The following is a 17,637-nucleotide window of genomic DNA, read 5'->3' as shown; positions in this document are numbered from 1 at the left end:
TTCGTACAGAGCCTAGAAAGCATTCGCCGGCAAGGCCGGCTCCTACAGGTATAGGAGCCGGCCTTGCCGGCGACTGCATCAACGCGGTGCCCCTGCCTGCCCGCCCAACCACTCCAGCAAGGCCATCAACCCCGGCGCCGCCACCTGCGCGGGCCGCACCAGGTAATAGCCCTTGCCGGTCTTGACCCGAAGGTCGAACGGCATCACCAGCCGTCCGCTGGCCAGGTCATCGCCGATCAACGCCCAATCCCCTATCGCCACCCCGGTGCCCTGGGACGCCATCGACATGGCCATGTCCAGTGTCTCGAAATGCTGGCGCCGGCCTTGCCTGGGCAGTTGCACGCCGGCTGCGCCAAGCCAGGTCGCCCAGTCCTTCTCGTCCCGCGCCGGGTGCAACAGCATGTGCTGCTGCAGATCATCCAGCGTGCGCAACGGCAACTGCGGTGCGCACACCGGTGTCAGTTGTTCATCGAACAGCTTCAGCACCTGCAGGGCCGGATCAGGCTCGGCGCCATACACCACCGCCGCATCGAACGCTTCCCGGCGAAAATCCACCCCGTGCTGCACGGTGGTGGTCAGCTCCACCGGCACTTCCGGGTGCAGCGCCTGCCATTCCATCAGGCGCGGCAGCAACCAGCGCATCACGCAGGTCGGCGCCTTCAGTTGCAGGGTGGTGCGCTGCGCGCCCACCTGCTGCACGCCTTCCTCGATCAGCCCGAATACCTGCTGCACCCGCGGCAGCCAGTCCTGGCCCTCGCGGGTCAGGCTCAGGCCGCGAGCCTGGCGCACGAACAGCGCGTAGCCCAGGTGTGCTTCCAGGCCGGCGATCTGGCGGCTCACCGCGCCCTGGGTCAGGTGCAGTTGCTGCGCCGCACGGGTGAAGTTGCAGCATTGCGCAGTGATCAGGAAGGTGTGCAGGGCAGGCAAGGGAGGCAGGCGTTTCATCGGAGTAAGCCATGAGCTGTAGACATGGCTAGTATGAGGATTTTTGCATTGTGCCGGTAGCGCCTGGCGGGTCCAATCAGGCCTTGTTCCAGAATGATTCCAGGCAGACCACCATGGCGACTTGCGGCGAAGTATTGGTAAAACTCCTCGAAAACTATGGCGTGGACCATGTTTTCGGCATTCCCGGCGTGCACACGGTCGAGCTGTACCGCGGCCTTGCCGGCTCGACCATCCGTCATATCACCCCGCGCCACGAGCAAGGCGCAGGCTTCATGGCTGACGGCTTTGCCCGTACCCGTGGCAAGCCTGGGGTGTGCTTCATCATCACCGGCCCGGGCATGACCAACATCACCACCGCCATGGGCCAGGCCTATGCCGACTCGATCCCGATGCTGGTGATCTCCAGCGTGCAATCGCGCAATGCCCTGGGCGGCGGTCGCGGCAAGCTGCACGAGCTGCCCAACCAGGGCGCGCTGGTCAGCGGTGTGGCGGCGTTCTCGCACACACTGATGAGCGCCGATGACCTGCCGGCCGTGCTGGCCCGTGCCTTTGCGGTATTCGAGGGCGCGCGCCCGCGCCCGGTGCATATCGAGATCCCGCTGGACGTGCTGGTCGAAGACGCCGATCACCTGCTTGGCTGCGAGCCGGTACACATCGCCCGCGCCGGTGCCGCGCCAGGGCCGGTGGCGAGCATGGCGGCGCTGCTGGCCGCTGCCCGCCGCCCGTTGATCCTGGCCGGTGGCGGTGCCATCGACGCAGGCGCCGCACTCGCCCGGTTGGCCGAGCACCTGCAGGCGCCCGTTGCACTCACCATCAATGCCAAGGGCGTGCTGGCCTCCGGGCACCCGCTGCTGATCGGCTCCACCCAGTCGCTGGTGGCGACCCGTGCACTGGTGCGCGAGGCCGACGTGGTGCTGGCGATCGGCACCGAACTGGCCGAAACCGACTATGACGTCACCTTCAAGGGCGGCTTCGAGATCCCCGGCACCCTGCTGCGCATCGACATCGACCCGGACCAGTGCGTGCGCAACTACCCGCCCAGGGTGGCACTGGTAGCCGATGCAGAGCAGGCGGCGCAGGCCCTGTTGCTGGCCCTGGCCGAGCAGCCGGCGCCACCGCGCGAAGGCGAGTGGGGCGCGGCGCGGGCAGCGCGCCTGCGCGATACTCTGGCCAGCGAATGGGATGCGGTCACGCGGGCGCAGACGCTGTTCCTCGACAGCGTGCTGCAGACGTTGCCCGATGCCGTGCTGGTCGGTGATTCGACCCAGCCGGTGTACACCGGCAACCTGACCCTGGACCTCGACCAGCCGCGCCGCTGGTTCAACGCCTCGACCGGCTACGGCACCCTCGGCTACGCCTTGCCGGCGGCCATGGGCGCGTGGCTGGGCAGTGCGGAGCAGGCGGATCGACGCTTGCCTGCGGTGTGCCTGATCGGCGACGGCGGCTTGCAGTTCACCCTGCCGGAGCTGGCCAGTGCGGTGGAGGCGCAGGTGCCGCTGATCGTGTTGCTGTGGAACAACCAGGGGTACGAGGAGATCAAGAAGTACATGCTCAACCGCGCCATCGAACCGGTGGGCGTGGATATCCACACCCCCGATTTCATTGGCGTGGCCAAGGCCCTCGGTTGCGCCGCCGAAGCGGCGAGCGGGGTGGCGCAACTGCGCGAGGCGTTGTTGCGTGCCCGCCAACGCAGTGGCCCGAGCCTGATCGAGGTCGACCAGGCAGCGTGGATGCAGGCGGTGCAACCATGCTGAACCTGCCCGGTATCTACATCGAGGGCGCGTGGCATCACGGCGCGCAGCCGCTCACGGTCATCAATCCGAGCACAGGGCAGTCCCTGGCCGAGGTGGCCGGGGGCGATGGCGATGCAGTGGCCTGTGCCGCCACGGCGGCGCAGGCCGCCTTTGCCGGCTGGTCGCGTACCACCGGGGCACACCGTGGCGAGCTGCTGCACAGGATCGCGCGGGGTGTGGAGGCCCGCCGCGAGCGGCTGATCGAACTGCAATCGCGCAACAACGGCAAGCCCCTGGCCGAGTCGGCGATGGACGTCGACGATGTGGTGGCAACGTTCGAGTACTACGCGGGCGTGGCGCAGGCCCTGGACAGGCAGCAGGACCAGCCGCTGGCCTTGCCCAGCGAGGATTTCAGCGCCCGCCTGCGCCGCGAGCCGTGCGGTGTGGTCGGCCTGATCGTGCCGTGGAACTTCCCGATGGTGACCACCGCCTGGAAGCTGGCCCCGGCGTTGGCGGCAGGGTGCTGCGTGGTGCTCAAGCCGTCGGAGGTCACGCCCCTGGCCGAGCTGGAACTGGCCCGGATCATCGCCGACTGCGGCCTGCCGGATGGGGTGTTCAATCTGGTGTGCGGCACCGGGCTGGCGGTGGGGGCGCCGCTGACGAGCGACCCGCGTATCGCCAAGGTGTCGTTCACCGGCAGCAATGCGGTCGGCGTGCAGGTGATGCAGCGCGCGGCCGAGACGGTCAAGGGGGTGAGCCTGGAGCTGGGCGGCAAGTCGTCATTGCTGGTGCTGGAGTCGGCCGAGCTGGAGCTGGCGCTCGAGCTGGCCTGTGCCGGCGGCTTCTTCAATGCCGGGCAGATGTGCTCGGCCACCAGCCGCGTGCTGGTGGCCGATGCGCTGTACGACGCCTTTGTCGACGGGGTGAAGGCACGGGCTGCGGCGATCCGGGTGGGTGACCCGTTTGCCGGCGACAGCGACATGGGGCCGCTGGTCAACCAGGCCCAGTACCAGCGCGTGCTGGGGCACATCGAGCGTGGCGTGCACAGCGGCGCGCGCTTGCTGTGCGGTGGCAAGCCGCTCGAACACGCCGCTGGGTACTTCATCGAGCCCACGGTGTTTGCCGAGGTACCGCTGGACAGTGCGCTGTGGCGCGAGGAAATCTTCGGCCCGGTGCTGTGCGTGCGTCGGGTGGCCAGCGAAGCCGAAGCGGTGGCGTTGGCCAACGACAGCGAGTTCGGGCTGGTGGCCAGCGTGGTAGGTGCAGACCCGGCGGCCGCCGAACGGGTGGCCGACCAACTGCAGGCCGGGCTGGTGTGGATCAACGCACCGCAGGTGATCTTCCCGCAGGCAGCGTGGGGTGGCTACAAGCAGAGCAGCCTGGGGCGCGAGCTGGGGCCCTGGGGGCTGGCGGCTTTTCAGGAGGTCAAGCATGTGGTGAGGGCGGTGTAGCACCGAGCGCGGGTCAAGCCCGCTACCACAGGGGCAACGGTGATCCCTGTGGGAGCGGGCGACGCCTAAGGCGCACTCCGCAACCTGGCCATGTCCCGCAGCGGTGGCGCGCCATACAGCCGGCTGTACTCGCGGCTGAACTGCGACGGGCTCTCATAGCCTACCCGATACCCCGCCACCGACGCCTCCAACCCATCGTTGAGCATCAGCCGCCGGGCTTCCTGCAAGCGCAGTTGCTTCTGATACTGCAACGGGCTCATCGAGGTCACCGCCTTGAACCGGTGGTGCAGGGTCGAGGCACTCAGGTTTACCTCCCGTGCCAGGTCGTCGATGCGCAGCGGGCGCTGAAAATGATCATTGAGCCACTGGATGGCCTGGCACACGCGGTGGGTCTGGGTGTTGGCCATGGCGATCTCGTACAGCCGCGCACCCTGCTGCCCACGCAGCAGCCGATAGAGAATCTCGCGACGGATCAGCGGCGCCAGCACGGCAATGTCCTTGGGCGTATCCAGCAGGCGGATCAGGCGCAGCAATGCATCGAGCATCTGGGTGTCCAGGCGTTCGATGAACACCCCCCGCGACGACGGCTGCGACGGCACGCCCATCGGCCCGGCCTCGGCGATCAGGCTGTTGATCTCGGCCGGGTCGATGTCCAGGCGAATGCCCAGGCTGGGGTTCTGCGGGCTGGCCTCCAGCAGTGCACCGCTGATCGGCATCGCCACCGACACCACCATGTAGTGCAGCGGGTCGTACACATAGGTCTCGTCGCCCAGGCAGATCTCCTTGCGGCCCTGGGCCAGGATGCACAGCGCCGGCTGCGCCAGGGTCGGCATCGAGCGGGTGCTCTGCTCGTAGCGGCTCAGGTGCAGGTCGGCGATGGCCGAAGGCACCGTGCCGCTGGGGCAGTGGCGAACGACCAGCCCGGCCAGTTCCTGGCGCAGAAGCTCCAGGGCCGGGTCCAGCAACGGTGGGGTGGGGTCTGGGGCTGACATGTGCGGGTTCCTCTGCCGATGGGCGCAGCATAGGTTCGCGCACGCCGGGGCGCTAGCCGAATGCTGCGCGGTTCTTGCCTGATCCTGCGACGGGTGCAGAATCAGGCAAGCCGTCGACAGGAATCGCCTAACGCCGCGCGTGGCCTGGGCCGTAGCCTTGGCAGCCTGGGTTTTCTTCCCTGGCCGCTTCAAGGAGCACCGCACATGACGTCATCACAACCGGTCAGCCATCTTTCCTTCGTGCGCGCCAGCGTCGGCCGTTCGGCCGAGCTGGGCGTGCGCCTGCAGCAACTGCTCGAACCGTCGCGGCAAACCCCGGGGTGTCTGCATTTCAGCGTGCAGCGTTCCACCTGCGATGCCGACCTGTGGTTGCTCAACGGGGTGTGGGCCGATACTTCGGCGTTGCACGACTACTTTGCCTCGCCCAGCCTGCAGCTGTTTGGTGAACTGGTGCAGGCGCGGGTGGTGGACAGCCTCGACCTGCAGACGTTCACCGAGCAGCCGGCGAGTTAGAATGGCGCCTTTCCGGCAACCGATGTGGATGTGAGAGGCAATGGCACGTAAAGAATTCGACGTATTCGAGGCTGTTTCGGCGGTGGTGCCGGGCGAGGGTGGCTACAGCGCCGCGATCGCGGTCAAGGCCCTGGGCGCTGGCGGCGCACCGCGTTTTCACAAGGTGCTGCCAGGGCAGGTATTCAAGACCGCACTGGAGGCCGATGACGCTGCAGTGGTCGAACTGCAGCGCCTGAACGGCGTCAGTGACGACGCCGAACTGATCTGGTGATCAGGCCTGCGGGCGGGCCATCTTGAACAGGTTGCCCAGCTCGAAGTAATCCGCCGGGCCGCCGCCGCGCAGAATCGGCTCGGCGGCTGCGGTGTCGTAGATCCCTTCCTTGAGCAGGTGCTCGGCAATGTGCACCGCTACCACTTCGCCCAGAATCAGCCAGCTTGGCACCAGCGCCTGGTCGGCACGTTGCAGTTGCACGATCTGGGTCACCTTGCATTCGAACGACACCGGGCTTTCCTGCACCCGGGGCACCGCAATCACCCTGGAGGCTGCCGGGGTCAGCTGGCTCAGGGCGAACTCGTCGACCTCTGGCGCCACGGCGGCGCAGCTCTGGTTCATGGCCTCGGCCAGCGGGCGTGTGGCCAGGTTCCAGGCGAACTCGCCGGTCTGTTCGATGTTGTTCAGGCTGTCTTTGCGCCCGACGCTGCAGAACCCGATGATCGGCGGAATGTAGTTGAAGGCGTTGAAAAAACTGTAGGGCGCAAGGTTCAGGCGGCCGTCGCGGTCCTGGGAGGAGATCCAGCCGATCGGGCGCGGGCCGACGATGGCGTTGAACGGGTCGTGGGGCAGGCCGTGGCCTTTTGCGGGTTCGTAGTAGTACATCATCGGGCCTTGTGGGCGGAGGGTGCGCCTAGTGTGCCAACAGTTGCCGGCCCTGAAAATGACTAAGCCCGGCCGAAGCCGGGCTGTGGCGCTGCATCGGCTGTCAGCTGATGCGGTGGGCCTGGGTGCGGTCGAAGCCATCTTCGACGAAGCGATGCGCGTTGGTGTGATCGAAACCGTCTTCTGTCACGGTGGCGGGCTGGGCGTGTTCCACGGCGAAGTTGTGCGCGTTGGTGCGGTCGAAGCCGTCTTCGGCGAAAGCGTTGGCGGCCAGGACAGAGAAGGTGAGGGCCAGCATCAGTTTGGTTTTCATGGGGGTAACTCCGGTGGTGAGGGGTTGTCTGTTGCTATGGGTTTGATTTTACGCCCGTTAATTTGATTAAAAAGCGCAAAATATTGCCTATATGAATCTATTAAATCGATGCATCAGAAAGCGGTTGGCCTCTGCTGGCAAGCCAGTGCCCACAGTGTTTTGCGAGCGCCGAAGCATTCTGTGGGAGCTGGCTTGACAGCGAAGAGGACGACTCGGTTCTGAGTGAACCCAGCATCGCGCACCCGCATTAATGCCGAATTAAGCCCACAAAAAAGGGGCCTCCATCGCTGGAGGCCCCTTGTCTACCGCAGCAAGCTGATCAGTCGGTCTCGATCCGCGAGTTGTTGCGGGTGTCCTTCATGAACACATACACCAGCAGCGAGACGGCAATGCACGCCGTGATGTACCAGTAGTAGCCGGTCTCCATGTTGATGCTCTTGAACCACAGTGCCACGTACTCGGCCGTGCCACCGAAGATCGACACGGTCAGCGCATACGGCAGGCCCACGCCCAGCGCACGGATCTCGGTGGGGAACAGCTCTGCCTTGACCACCGCGTTGATCGAGGTGTAGCCGCTGACGATGATCAGTGCTGCCATGATCAGGAAGAACGCACCCCACCAGGTCTCGATGGTGTGCAGTGTGGTCAGGATCGGCACGGTGAAAAGGGTGCCCAACACACCGAAGGCGATCAGGATCGGGCGACGGCCGATCTTGTCCGACAGGCCGCCGATCACCGGCTGCAGGCACATGAACAGGAACAGGGTGGCCGCCGAGATCATGGTCGAGTCACTGATGCTCATGCCCACCGTGTTCACCAGGTACTTCTGCATGTAGGTGGTGTAGGTGTAGAACGCCAGGGTGCCGCCCATGGTCAGGCCGACCACGGTCGCCAGTTCCTTGGGGTGGCGCAGCAGGGTGCGCATCGAGCTTTCCTTGGCCTTTTCCTTCTTGGTGAACGAGGCCGTCTCTTCCATGCCGCGACGCAGGTACAACGCCACCACCGCGCACAGCGCGCCGATCACGAAGGGTACGCGCCAGCCCCACGAGTACAGCTGCTCGGTGGTCAGGGTCTGCTGCAGGATGATCAGCACCGCCAGCGCGATGAGCTGGCCGGAGATCAGCGTGACGTATTGGAAGCTGGAGAAGAAACCGCGACGCTCCTTGGTTGCCATCTCGCTGAGGTAGGTGGCCGAGGTGCCGTATTCACCCCCCACCGACAGGCCCTGCATCAGGCGTGCGATCACCAGCAGCACCGGCGCGGCGACGCCGATGGTTTCGTAGCTGGGTGTCAGGGCGATGACCAGGGAACCGGCGCACATCAGCAGTACCGAGGCCATCAGCGCGGCCTTGCGGCCTTTGCGGTCGGCATAGATACCCATCAGCCAGCCACCGATCGGGCGCATCAGGAAGCCCACGGCGAAGATCGCGGCGGTGTTGAGCAGTTGGGTGGTGGTGTTGCCGGCCGGGAAGAAGGCCTTGGCGAAGTACAGCGAGAACGCCGCGTAGACGTACCAGTCGTACCATTCGACCATGTTGCCGATGGAGCCGGAGAAAATCGACTTTAGGCGGCTGGAGGTGGTTTTTTCAGCGGGTGCGGCCGCTGCCCCAGCAGGCAGAGAGGTGGAGTTATCCATTGAAGCAACCTTCTAGTTGTTTTTGTGGTGCGCGTGTAAACGCGGCCTGACAGGGCCATAGCAGGACCCGTGCCAGCCAGCGAAGGCCCGGTTTAGAAGGGTTTGGCAGGTCGAATGAGCGGAAATCCGCTCATTGGCGGCGCAGCGATAGGCAAGAATCCGCCTATGGGCCGGGGCGTTCGAGGAAGTCTTCGCGCACCAGTGCGTGGCGCTGCATCTTCTCGTTCAGGGTGCGTCGGGGCAGTTGCAGCTCCTCGAGCACCGCCTTGATGTCGCCCTGATGACGGCTCAGGGCGGCGCGCAGGCACTGGGCCTCGAAGGCTTCCTGCTGGGCAGCCAGCGATTGCCCGGTATGCGCCACTGCCGCCGATTGCGCATCGTCCAGGCCCAGGGCGTGGCGCTCGGCGGCGTTGGCCAGCTCGCGCACGTTGCCCGGCCAGTCGTGGCTGAGTAGCCGGCCCAGTTGTGCGCCACTGGGGTCGGCGGCGCTGCGGCCCAGGCGCTCGGCGGCGGCGCGGGCAAAATGGGCAAACAGCAGGGGGATGTCTTCGCGCCGCTCGCGCAACGGCGCCAGGCGCAGTTCGGCCACGTTCAGACGGTACGCCAGGTCTTCGCGAAAACGCCCGGCGCGGGCTTCGAGCAGCAGGTCGGGCTTGGTGGCGGCAATGATGCGCAGGTCCACGCTGATGCTCTGGTTGGCGCCCAGGCGCTCGAGCTTGTGCTCCTGGATCACCCGCAGCAGCTTGGCCTGCTGGGCCAGCGGCATGCTCTCGATCTCGTCGAGGAACAGCGTGCCACCGTTGGCATATTCGAGCTTGCCGATGCGCTTGCCCTGGGCGCCGGTGAAGGCGCCGCTCTCGTGTCCGAACAGCTCGGCCTCGAACAATTGCTCGGGGATCGCCGCACAGTTGAGCGCCACGAACGGCTTGTCGGCCCGCGGGCCGAAATCATGCAGGCACCGCGCGACGCGCTCCTTGCCGCTGCCGGTTTCGCCGCGTATCAGCACATTGACCGGCAGCCCGGCCAGGTCCAGCACCTGGCGACGCAGTTGCTGCAGGCCAGGCGACATGCCCAGCAGGGTGTTTTCCAGGCGCACCTTGAGGTCGGCCTGTTCATGCAGTCGGCGGTTCTCCAGCACCAGCTGGCGTTTCTCCAGGGCGCGGCGCAGGCTGCCGAGCAGGCTGTCGGGGCTGAAGGGCTTTTCCAGAAAATCGTAGGCGCCATTGCGCATGGCTTCGACCGCCATCGGCACGTCGCCATGCCCGGTAAGCAGAATCACCGGCAGGTCGGCATCACGCCCCTGCAGTTGCTCCAGCAGTTGCAGGCCACCCATGCCGGGCATGCGCACATCGCTCAGGATCACCCCGGGAAAATGCTCGGGCAGCTGTGCCAGACACGCCTCGGCACGTTCGAACAGCTGCACCTCGAAGCCGGCCAGGCTCAGCCACTGCTGCACCGCGGTACGGATGCTGGCCTCGTCGTCGACGACAATCACCGCATTCAGCATGCAGGCTCCGGGTCGCAGGGCAGGGTCAGGCTGAAGCGCGCACCGCCGGGCTGGTTGTCGACCTGCAGGCGTCCGCCGGCTTCATGGATGATGCCGTAGGAAATCGCCAGCCCAAGGCCCAGCCCTTCGCCCACCGGCTTGGTGGTGAAGAATGGGTCGAACACGCAGCCCAGGTGCTCCTGCTTGATGCCGCCGCCGCTGTCGAGCACGCTCAGGTGCCAGTGGTCATGCTGCTTTTCGATACGGATCTCCAGGTGTTTCCAGGTTTTGTCGGCCATGGCGTCCAGGGCGTTGCGCAACAGGTTGATCAGCACCTGTTCCAGGCGGATGGCGTCGCCGCGTACCCAGGCCGGACGCGCCAGGTACAGCGCGGTGCTGACGCCCTCGGCGCGGATGCGCGGGTCGAGCAACTGTAGCGCCTGGTCGACCACGGTGGCCAGGTCCAGACGTTCGCGCAGGCCGCTGGGGCTGTTGCGGGCAAAGGTTTTCAGGTGTCCGGTAAGGGCCGCCATGCGCGTGAGCATCTGGTCCAGCGGCTGCAGGGCCTGGCGTGCTTCGTCCAGGCGCTCGCTGTCGAGCAGCAGGCGCAGGGTGGCCAGCTGCATGCGCTGGGTGGTCAGCGGCTGGTTGAGCTCGTGGGCCAGCGCGGCGGACATCTGCCCCAGCGCCGCCAGCTTGGTCGACTGCACCAGGCCCTCCTGAGCCATGCGCAGTTCATGGGTGCGTTCCTCCACCAGGCGCTTGAGCTCGTCGCGGCTGCGCTGGCGCAGGCGGGCCAGGCGCAGGCGCTGGCTGATGAACAGCACCGCGAACACCAGGGTCAGCCAGACGGCGGCGGCCGTCAGCCCGGCGTTGCGCTCGTCATCCCCGGTGCGCGGTGTGCGCAGCAGGTGCAGGGTCCAGCCCTCGGCTTCCAGCGGCAGGCTTTCCCACAGGTAGTCGGTGTCGCCTTCGGGGCGCTGCACGCGCACCAGGTGGCTGTTGTCGTCAAAGCGGGTCAGCACCTGGCGCTGCAGGGGCAAGAGCGACTTCTTGTCGTACTGGCGGGTGGCGTCCAGCTCATTGAAATCGGCCGCCGACAGCGGGTTCAGCTCGCGGTAGCGCCAGCCATCCTGGTTGGCCAGGAAGATGATCCCGCGGGCGTCGCTGACCAGCAGCACGTCGCTGCCCTGGCGCCATTCGCGCTCAAGCTCGGGAAACTCCAGCTTGACCACCATGGCCCCGAGAAACCGCCCCTGGTCGCCCAGCACCGCGCTGGACAGAAAGTAGCCAGGAATGCCGCTGGTCACCCCCACCGCATAGAAGCGCCCGCTGCCCTGGGTGCGGGTCTGCTTGAAGTACGGTCGAAAGCCGTAGTTCTGCCCCACGTAGGTGGTAGGCAGGCGCCAGTTGCTGGCCGCCACGGCCAGGCCGGTGTGGTCGAGCAGTTCGAGGGTGGACGACCTGGCGGCGCCGTTGATGCGTTCGAGCTTGCGGTTCAACGCATCCTGGGTCGCTTCGCCCACCGGGCCGCCGAGGGCTGCGATGAGTTCGGAGTCCAGCGCCAGCACAGCGGGCAGGGCGCGGTAGCGTTCGATCAGGGTGTGCAGCGAGTTGGCGTACAGCGCCAGTTGCTGGCTGGCCCGCTGGGTATCGTCGAGCATGGCCTGACGCTTGGCCTGATTCATCGCCCAGCCGGCGGCCAGCAGGGTGCCGGCGGTGATCAGCAGCAGAATCAGGCCCAGTCGCACGGCGCGGTAAGTGAACGGCATGGCAAGCAGTACCCTGGCAGGGGGGAAGGCTGCCAGGCGCTTCCCCGTGAACGTCACAGCGACTTACAGCAGCTCGAAGCGTTGCTGTTGCACGGTTTCGGAGTCCAGGCCGACCTGGACGTTGAACTCGCCAGGTTCGGCAACCCACTGCAACTGGCTGTTGTAGAACTTCAGGTCGTCCGGCTGCACGGTGAAGTGCAGGGTGCGCTCCTCGCCGGCCTTGAGCATGAGCTTCTGGAAGTTCTTCAGTTCCTTGACCGGGCGGCTCATCGAGGCGGCCACATCCTGCAGGTACAGTTGCACCACGGTTTCGCCGTCACGCTGGCCGGTGTTCTTCACGCGCACGCTGACCTCCAGGCTCTGGCCCTGTTTCAGTGTGGTGCTCGACAGGCTCGGCGCCGACACACTGAAGGTGCTGTAGCTCAGGCCGTAGCCGAAGGGGTACAGCGGGCCGTTGGGTTCCTCGAAGTACTGCGAGGTGTAGTTGCCGGGCTTGCCGGGGGTGAACGGGCGGCCGATGCGCAGGTGGTTGTAGTACATCGGGATCTGCCCCACCGAGCGCGGGAAGGTGATGGCCAGCTTGCCCGAGGGGTTGTAGTCGCCCAGCAGCACGTCGGCGATGGCGTTGCCGCCCTCGGTGCCGCTGAACCAGGTTTCCAGGATGGCGTCGGCCTGCTCGCGCTCCCACGCCAGCGACAGCGGGCGACCGTTCATCAGCACCAGCACCAGCGGTTTGCCGGTGGCCTTGAGGGCCTTGATCAGCTCGCGCTGCACCGCCGGGATCTCCAGAGTGGTGCGGCTGGACGATTCGTGGGACATGCCCCGCGATTCGCCGACCACGGCCACCACCACGTCCGACTGCCTGGCGGCCTTGACCGCTTCATCGATCAGCACGGCAGCCGGGCGCGGGTCATCGACGATTTCCGGGGCGTCGAAGTTGAGGAAGTTGAGGTAGTCGAGCACGGCCTTGTCGCCGGTCACGTTCGAGCCTTTGGCGTAGAGCACCCTGGCCTTGTCGCCCAGGGCACGGCGCAGGCCCTCGCGCACGGTCACCGACTGGTGCGGGCGACCGGCGGCGGCCCAGCTGCCCATCATGTCGATCGGGGCATCGGCCAGCGGGCCGACCAGGGCGATGGTGCCGGACTTTTTCAGCGGCAGGGTCTGCTGGCGGTTCTCCAGCAGCACCAGGCTGCGGCGCGCCACGTCCCGTGCGATGTCGCGGTGCAGGCGGCTGTCGGCATAGGTGTCGGCCGGGTCGTCCTTGGCCTGGCCGATGCGCCGGTACGGGTCGGCGAACAGGCCCATGTCGTACTTGGCGCCGAGAATCTCGCGCACCGCGTTGTCCAGCTCGGCCGGGCTGACCGCGCCGGACTTGAGCAGCCCCGGCAGTTCCTGGCCATACAGCGTGTCGTTCATGCTCATGTCGATGCCGGCCTTGATCGCCAGCTGCGCCGCCTGCTTGCCATCGGCGGCCACGCCGTGGCGCACCAGCTCGGTGATCGCCCCATGGTCGCTGACGGTCACGCCCTTGAAGCCCCAGTCGCGGCGCAGCAGGTCGTTCATCAGCCAGGTGTTGGAGGTGGCTGGCACGCCGTTGATCGAGTTCAGCGCCACCATCACGCCGCCGGCACCGGCATCGATGGCGGCGCGGTAGGGCGGCAGGTACTCGTTGTACATGCGCGTGGGGCTCATATCGACCGTGTTGTAGTCGCGCCCGCCTTCCACCGCGCCGTACAGGGCAAAGTGCTTGACGCTGGCCATGATGCTGTCGGCGTTGGCCGGGCTGCGGCCCTGGAACGATTCGACCATCACCCTGGAGATACGCGACACCAGGTAGGTATCTTCGCCAAAGCCTTCGCTGGTACGGCCCCAGCGCGGGTCGCGGGCAATGTCGACCATGGGCGCGAAGGTCATGTCGATGCCGTCGGCGGCCGCTTCCAGGGCCGAGGTACGGCCGACCTGGGCGATGGCCTGCATGTCCCAGCTGGCGGCCAGGCCCAGGCTGATCGGGAAGATGGTGCGGTGGCCGTGGATCACGTCATAGGCGAAGAACATCGGGATCTTCAGGCGCCCGCGCATGGCGGCGTCCTGCATGGGCCGGTTCTCGTCACGGGTGATCGAGTTGAAGGTACCGCCGATGCGCCCGGCGGCGATTTCCTCGCGGATTTTCTCGCGCGGCATTTCCGGGCCGATGCTGATCAGGCGCAGCTGGCCGATCTTTTCCTCGACGCTCATCTGCTTGAGCAGGTTGGCGATGAACGCCTGTTTGTCTTGCAATGGCGCGGCGGCAGGCGAGTCAGCGAAGGCCGACTGGCTGACCAGGCTGACGAGCAGGCCCAGCAAACACAGCTTGTTCATGAATTCTGTTCTCAAGGCTGCGGCAGTCGTCACGGTGCAGACTGGCAAGCCGAAGTTGGGGAAGCGGCTATTGTTGTAGTTTGCTGGGGCATCTTTTAGCCGATTGGGCCATCACGATCCAGCGGCGGCGTCGGATTATGCCTCAAGTCCGGCGCATTTCGAGCACTCACGGAGCGTAGCGACAATGCAGGTATCGAACAGAGCACGGTTGTGGCTGGTGCTGGCACTGGCCAGCCTGCTGGCCGGTTGCGGCATCAACAACATTCCCCAATACGACGAACAGGTCAAGGCGGCCTGGGCCCAGGTGCAGAACCAGTACCAGCGCCGTGCCGACCTGATTCCCAACCTGGTCGAAACGGTCAAAGGCTACGCCAGGCAGGAGCAGGCCACCTTGACCGCGGTCATCGAAGCGCGGGCCAAGGCCACCTCGATCAAGGTCGATGCCAGCACCCTGGACGATCCTGAAAAACTGCGCCAGTTCCAGGCCGCACAGGCCCAGCTGGGCGGTGCGCTGGGGCGCCTGATGGTGGTCTCGGAGCGTTACCCGGACCTGAAGTCGAACCAGAACTTCCTGGCCCTGCAGTCCCAGCTCGAGGGTACGGAAAACCGTATCGCGGTGGCGCGCAAGGACTTCATCGCCGCCGTGCAGCGTTACAACACCGAGATCCGTACCTTCCCCGGGCGCCTGTGGCACAGCGTGATGTACAGCGACATGCCGCTGCGCGAGAACTTCGAGGCCACCAGCGCCGATGCCGACAAAGCGCCTGAAGTGAAATTCTGATGCGTGTGCTCAAGGCGGCGCTGCTGCTGGTGCTGCTGGCGGCGAGCGGCTGGCTGTGGGGCGCGCCCCAGTTCCCGGCGCTCAGTGCACGGGTGGTGGACCAGGCCGAGCTGCTCGACGGCGCCACCCGCAGCCAGCTTGAGCAGATGCTCAAGGCCCACGAGCAGGCCACCGGCGAGCAGGTCGTGGTGGTGACCCTGGCCAGCCTGCACGGGCAGGCCATCGAGGACTATGGCTACCAGCTGGGGCGCCACTGGGGCATCGGCCAGCAGGGCAAGGACAACGGTGCGCTGTTGATCGTCGCCCCCCAGGAGCGCAAGCTGCGCATCGAAGTCGGCTATGGCCTGGAGGGCCGCCTGACCGATGCCCAGGCCTCGGTCATCATCAACAGCGTGATCACCCCGGCGTTTCGCCGTGGCGACTTCAGCCAGGGCATCGTGCTTGGCACGGCGGCCATCCTTCAGGTGCTGGGCGGCGCACCGCTGGACGAGCCGGCGCGACCTCTGGCAGACGAGGCGCAGCAGCAAGGTGCGCCGGTCTGGGCGGTGGGCCTGTTCATCCTGATGATCATCATCGTGTTCGCCCTGCAGGGCCTTGGCGGGGGTGGCCGCGGTGGGCGCGGGGGCTTTGGCGGTGGTCTTGGCGGCGGTTTCGGGGGCGGCCTGGGCGGTGGCGGCGGTGGCTTCAGTGGCGGCGGCGGCAGTTTCGGCGGGGGCGGGTCCTCCGGCGGCTGGTAACTACACGACAAGAGACACACACGTACATGGCATTGCTCAGTGAATACGAACAGCGTCAGGTGGCCCAGGCCATCGCCCAGGTAGAACAGCGTACCGATGCCGAGCTGGTGACGGTGCTGGCGGCGCGTGCCGACGACTATGCCTATATCCCGTTGCTGTGGGCCAGCCTGCTGGCGCTGGTGGTGCCGGGCGTCCTCTATTACCTGAGCGGCTGGCTGAGCGTGCATGGCCTGCTGCTGGCGCAGTGGCTGACCTTCATCGTGCTGTGCCTGGTGTTCCGCCTGCCGCGCCTGACCAGCTGGCTGGTGCCGCGCAGGGTGCGCCACTGGCGTGCGTCGAACCTGGCGCGGCGCCAGTTTCTGGAGCAGAACCTGCATCACACCGTGGGCCGCACCGGGCTGCTGATCTTCGTCAGCGAGGCCGAGCGGTATGTGGAGATCCTGGTGGACGAGGGCATCTCCAGTCGCCTCGACAACCAGGCCTGGGACGCCATCGTGCGCACCTTCACCGCCCAGGTGCAGCAGGGCCAGACCCTGCAGGGCTTTGTCACCTGCATCGAGGCCTGTGGCGAGCTGCTGGCGGCCCATGTGCCGGTGACCCAGGCGCGCAACGAGCTGCCCAACCGGCTGGTGCTGCTGGGCTGAGGCATGCGCGCTGATCGACAAATGCTGTGCCTGGGGCGGTCATCCACGTAAAATGCGCGCCATTGCGCGCCTGCGGGCGCCCCCCGCAACCCGAGGCACCCACTCCCCATGTCCGCAACCCCCACCGTCCAGGCCGCGCCGGATGCGCGTGCGCAGTTTCTGGCGCTGCTCGCCACCAGCCTGCACCAGCACACCTTCATCAAACTGGTGCTGGCGCGCCATGTCGGCGCCGAGGTCGACCTGCAGCGGGTAACGGCCAAGCCGCTGACGATCAAGGGGCAGGCCAGCCTGTCGTTCGTGTACCGCTACAAGACCCGCGACATCACCCGCAACCTGGCGCTGGACGAGGCGCTGACGTTGATCGGTGAACTGTTGCCGGCTTCGTTTCGCAACGCGCACCTGCTCAGCCTGAACGACGAGGTGCAGCTGGAGTTCACCAAGAAGGGCAAGCCGATGCTGCATCGCAACGCCGTGCAGCAGGCGCGCGAGGTGGTGACCGGCGAGCATGATCGCGAGAAGAAGCGCTACCTGGAGCTGAGCCGGCCGTTTCTGCACGATCTGGGCGTGACCGACAAGCAGCAGGCGCTGATTCCGGCGATGTCGCGCAAATGGAAGCAGATCAACAAGTTCATCGAGGTGTTCTCCCATGCGCTGAGCAGCGCGCCACTGGCGGCAGATCAGCCGGTGCGGGTGGCGGACTTCGGCTCGGGCAAGGGCTACCTGACCTTCGCGATCCACGACTACCTGCGCAACACCCTGCAGCGCGAGGCGCAGGTGACGGGCGTGGAGTTGCGCCCGGACATGGTCGAGCTGTGCAATGCCGCCGCCGCGCGCCTGGAGCATCCGGGGCTGAATTTCGAGTGTGGCGATGTGCGCAGCGTGGTGCCCAGCGCCATCGAGGTGATGATCGCCCTGCATGCCTGTGACATTGCCACCGACTACGCGATTCATACCGGTATTCGCTGTGGCGCGGCGATCATCATGTGCTCGCCGTGCTGCCACAAGCAGATTCGCCCGCAGATGCACAGCCCGGGGTTGCTCAAGCCGATGCTGCAGTACGGCCTGCACCTGGGGCAGCAGGCCGAGATGCTCACCGACAGCCTGCGTGCGTTGTACCTGGAGGCCTGTGGCTACGAGACCAAGGTGTTCGAGTTCATCTCGCTGGAGCACACCAACAAGAACAAGATGATCCTGGCCACCCGGCGGCGCGAGCCGGTGGCGGCGCAGGCGTTGCTGGAGAAGATCCAGGCGCTCAAGGCGTTCTATGGGGTCAAGGAGCATTGTCTGGAGACGCTGCTGCGGGCCGATGGCTTGATTCCTGTCTGAACCTCACCACCGTCATCGCGGGTCAAGCCCGCTCCCACAAGGATCACCCTTACCTGTGGGAGCGGGCTTGACC

General features: G+C 66.2%; 15 protein-coding genes and 1 pseudogene. 8 read left to right on the top strand and 8 right to left on the bottom strand.

Going from position 1 to position 17,637, the window contains the following annotated elements; all coding sequences use genetic code 11:
* Positions 1-78: 78 nt before the first annotated feature.
* Positions 79-945, bottom strand: coding sequence for a LysR substrate-binding domain-containing protein (locus tag QMX96_RS24850; protein ID WP_058540916.1), 867 nt, complete (start codon positions 943-945; stop codon positions 79-81).
* A gap of 113 nt (positions 946-1,058) precedes the next feature.
* Here QMX96_RS24850 and QMX96_RS24845 point away from each other — a divergent pair, with 113 nt between their 5' ends.
* Together QMX96_RS24845 and QMX96_RS24840 are read left to right on the top strand one after the other, a co-directional pair.
* On the top strand, positions 1,059-2,699 hold the full coding sequence (locus tag QMX96_RS24845; RefSeq protein WP_282362631.1) for a 5-guanidino-2-oxopentanoate decarboxylase: 1,641 nt from the start codon (positions 1,059-1,061) through the stop codon (positions 2,697-2,699).
* Positions 2,693-4,129 (top strand): aldehyde dehydrogenase family protein, encoded by a 1,437-nt coding sequence (locus QMX96_RS24840; protein WP_282362630.1) that lies wholly within the window; start codon positions 2,693-2,695, stop codon positions 4,127-4,129. The genes QMX96_RS24845 and QMX96_RS24840 overlap by 7 nt, the downstream gene beginning before the upstream one ends.
* Before the next feature lie 65 nt (positions 4,130-4,194).
* Here the strand turns inward: QMX96_RS24840 and QMX96_RS24835 are convergent, their stop codons facing one another.
* Positions 4,195-5,121, bottom strand: a complete 927-nt coding sequence (locus QMX96_RS24835; RefSeq protein WP_213606216.1) for an AraC family transcriptional regulator — start codon at positions 5,119-5,121, stop codon at positions 4,195-4,197.
* A gap of 204 nt (positions 5,122-5,325) precedes the next feature.
* Here QMX96_RS24835 and QMX96_RS24830 point away from each other — a divergent pair, with 204 nt between their 5' ends.
* Positions 5,326-5,634, top strand: a complete 309-nt coding sequence (locus tag QMX96_RS24830) for an antibiotic biosynthesis monooxygenase (RefSeq protein WP_043860779.1) — start codon at positions 5,326-5,328, stop codon at positions 5,632-5,634.
* Positions 5,635-5,674: 40 nt separating this feature from the next.
* Complete coding sequence (locus tag QMX96_RS24825; RefSeq protein WP_054914791.1) at positions 5,675-5,905, top strand: hypothetical protein; 231 nt, start codon at positions 5,675-5,677, stop codon at positions 5,903-5,905.
* Here QMX96_RS24825 and QMX96_RS24820 read toward each other — a convergent pair whose 3' ends face one another.
* From QMX96_RS24820 to bglX, 6 genes and pseudogenes are all read right to left on the bottom strand, one after another.
* Positions 5,906-6,511: a flavin reductase family protein gene (locus tag QMX96_RS24820; protein WP_043860781.1), complete on the bottom strand. Its 606-nt coding sequence runs from the start codon at positions 6,509-6,511 to the stop codon at positions 5,906-5,908.
* 124 nt (positions 6,512-6,635) lie between these two features.
* Positions 6,636-6,824: pseudogene (locus QMX96_RS24815) on the bottom strand (heme utilization protein); the annotation flags it as partial.
* Between the two features lie 319 nt (positions 6,825-7,143).
* The gene (locus QMX96_RS24810) at positions 7,144-8,460 is read right to left on the bottom strand and encodes an MFS transporter (protein ID WP_282362628.1); all 1,317 of its coding nucleotides are present in this window, start codon (positions 8,458-8,460) and stop codon (positions 7,144-7,146) included.
* 163 nt (positions 8,461-8,623) lie between these two features.
* Positions 8,624-9,967 carry a sigma-54 dependent transcriptional regulator gene (locus tag QMX96_RS24805; RefSeq protein ID WP_054914790.1) on the bottom strand — a complete coding sequence of 448 codons (1,344 nt, stop codon included), beginning with the start codon at positions 9,965-9,967 and terminating at the stop codon, positions 8,624-8,626.
* A complete protein-coding gene (locus QMX96_RS24800) occupies positions 9,961-11,718 on the bottom strand; it encodes an ATP-binding protein (RefSeq protein ID WP_043860785.1) in 1,758 nt (585 codons plus the stop codon). Before QMX96_RS24800 ends, QMX96_RS24805 begins: the two co-directional genes overlap by 7 nt.
* Positions 11,719-11,781: 63 nt before the next feature.
* Positions 11,782-14,076 (bottom strand): beta-glucosidase BglX, encoded by a 2,295-nt coding sequence (gene bglX, locus QMX96_RS24795; protein ID WP_282362627.1) that lies wholly within the window; start codon positions 14,074-14,076, stop codon positions 11,782-11,784.
* 184 nt (positions 14,077-14,260) lie between these two features.
* On the opposite strand from bglX, the gene QMX96_RS24790 reads away from it, so the two are divergent.
* From QMX96_RS24790 to QMX96_RS24775, 4 genes are all read left to right on the top strand, one after another.
* On the top strand, positions 14,261-14,857 hold the full coding sequence (locus tag QMX96_RS24790) for a LemA family protein (RefSeq protein WP_043860787.1): 597 nt from the start codon (positions 14,261-14,263) through the stop codon (positions 14,855-14,857).
* The gene (locus QMX96_RS24785; RefSeq protein ID WP_213606214.1) at positions 14,857-15,594 is read left to right on the top strand and encodes a TPM domain-containing protein; all 738 of its coding nucleotides are present in this window, start codon (positions 14,857-14,859) and stop codon (positions 15,592-15,594) included. The genes QMX96_RS24790 and QMX96_RS24785 overlap by 1 nt, the downstream gene beginning before the upstream one ends.
* Before the next feature lie 26 nt (positions 15,595-15,620).
* Positions 15,621-16,238, top strand: coding sequence for a TPM domain-containing protein (locus QMX96_RS24780; RefSeq protein ID WP_282362626.1), 618 nt, complete (start codon positions 15,621-15,623; stop codon positions 16,236-16,238).
* Positions 16,239-16,346: 108 nt separating this feature from the next.
* The gene (locus QMX96_RS24775) at positions 16,347-17,564 is read left to right on the top strand and encodes an SAM-dependent methyltransferase (protein ID WP_282362625.1); all 1,218 of its coding nucleotides are present in this window, start codon (positions 16,347-16,349) and stop codon (positions 17,562-17,564) included.
* The last annotated feature ends 73 nt before the right edge of the window (positions 17,565-17,637 follow it).

The sequence above is a fragment of the Pseudomonas sp. PS01300 genome (genome assembly GCF_029960155.1).
Classification (GTDB): Bacteria; Pseudomonadota; Gammaproteobacteria; order Pseudomonadales; family Pseudomonadaceae; genus Aquipseudomonas; species Aquipseudomonas palmensis.
Note: the sequence above shows the minus strand (reverse complement) of the source record. Positions and strands in the feature narration are given on the sequence as shown.

Excerpts from the sequence above, each read along its gene's own strand:
- QMX96_RS24850 (WP_058540916.1), bottom strand. The coding sequence starts at position 945 with ATGAAACGCCTGCCTCCCTTGCCTGCCCTGCACACCTTCCTGATCACT.
- QMX96_RS24845 (WP_282362631.1), top strand. The coding sequence starts at position 1,059 with ATGGCGACTTGCGGCGAAGTATTGGTAAAACTCCTCGAAAACTATGGC.
- QMX96_RS24840 (WP_282362630.1), top strand. The coding sequence starts at position 2,693 with ATGCTGAACCTGCCCGGTATCTACATCGAGGGCGCGTGGCATCACGGC.
- QMX96_RS24835 (WP_213606216.1), bottom strand. The coding sequence starts at position 5,121 with ATGTCAGCCCCAGACCCCACCCCACCGTTGCTGGACCCGGCCCTGGAG.
- QMX96_RS24830 (WP_043860779.1), top strand. The coding sequence starts at position 5,326 with ATGACGTCATCACAACCGGTCAGCCATCTTTCCTTCGTGCGCGCCAGC.
- QMX96_RS24825 (WP_054914791.1), top strand. The coding sequence starts at position 5,675 with ATGGCACGTAAAGAATTCGACGTATTCGAGGCTGTTTCGGCGGTGGTG.
- QMX96_RS24820 (WP_043860781.1), bottom strand. The coding sequence starts at position 6,511 with ATGTACTACTACGAACCCGCAAAAGGCCACGGCCTGCCCCACGACCCG.
- QMX96_RS24810 (WP_282362628.1), bottom strand. The coding sequence starts at position 8,460 with ATGGATAACTCCACCTCTCTGCCTGCTGGGGCAGCGGCCGCACCCGCT.
- QMX96_RS24805 (WP_054914790.1), bottom strand. The coding sequence starts at position 9,967 with ATGCTGAATGCGGTGATTGTCGTCGACGACGAGGCCAGCATCCGTACC.
- QMX96_RS24800 (WP_043860785.1), bottom strand. The coding sequence starts at position 11,718 with ATGCCGTTCACTTACCGCGCCGTGCGACTGGGCCTGATTCTGCTGCTG.
- bglX (WP_282362627.1), bottom strand. The coding sequence starts at position 14,076 with ATGAACAAGCTGTGTTTGCTGGGCCTGCTCGTCAGCCTGGTCAGCCAG.
- QMX96_RS24790 (WP_043860787.1), top strand. The coding sequence starts at position 14,261 with ATGCAGGTATCGAACAGAGCACGGTTGTGGCTGGTGCTGGCACTGGCC.
- QMX96_RS24785 (WP_213606214.1), top strand. The coding sequence starts at position 14,857 with ATGCGTGTGCTCAAGGCGGCGCTGCTGCTGGTGCTGCTGGCGGCGAGC.
- QMX96_RS24780 (WP_282362626.1), top strand. The coding sequence starts at position 15,621 with ATGGCATTGCTCAGTGAATACGAACAGCGTCAGGTGGCCCAGGCCATC.
- QMX96_RS24775 (WP_282362625.1), top strand. The coding sequence starts at position 16,347 with ATGTCCGCAACCCCCACCGTCCAGGCCGCGCCGGATGCGCGTGCGCAG.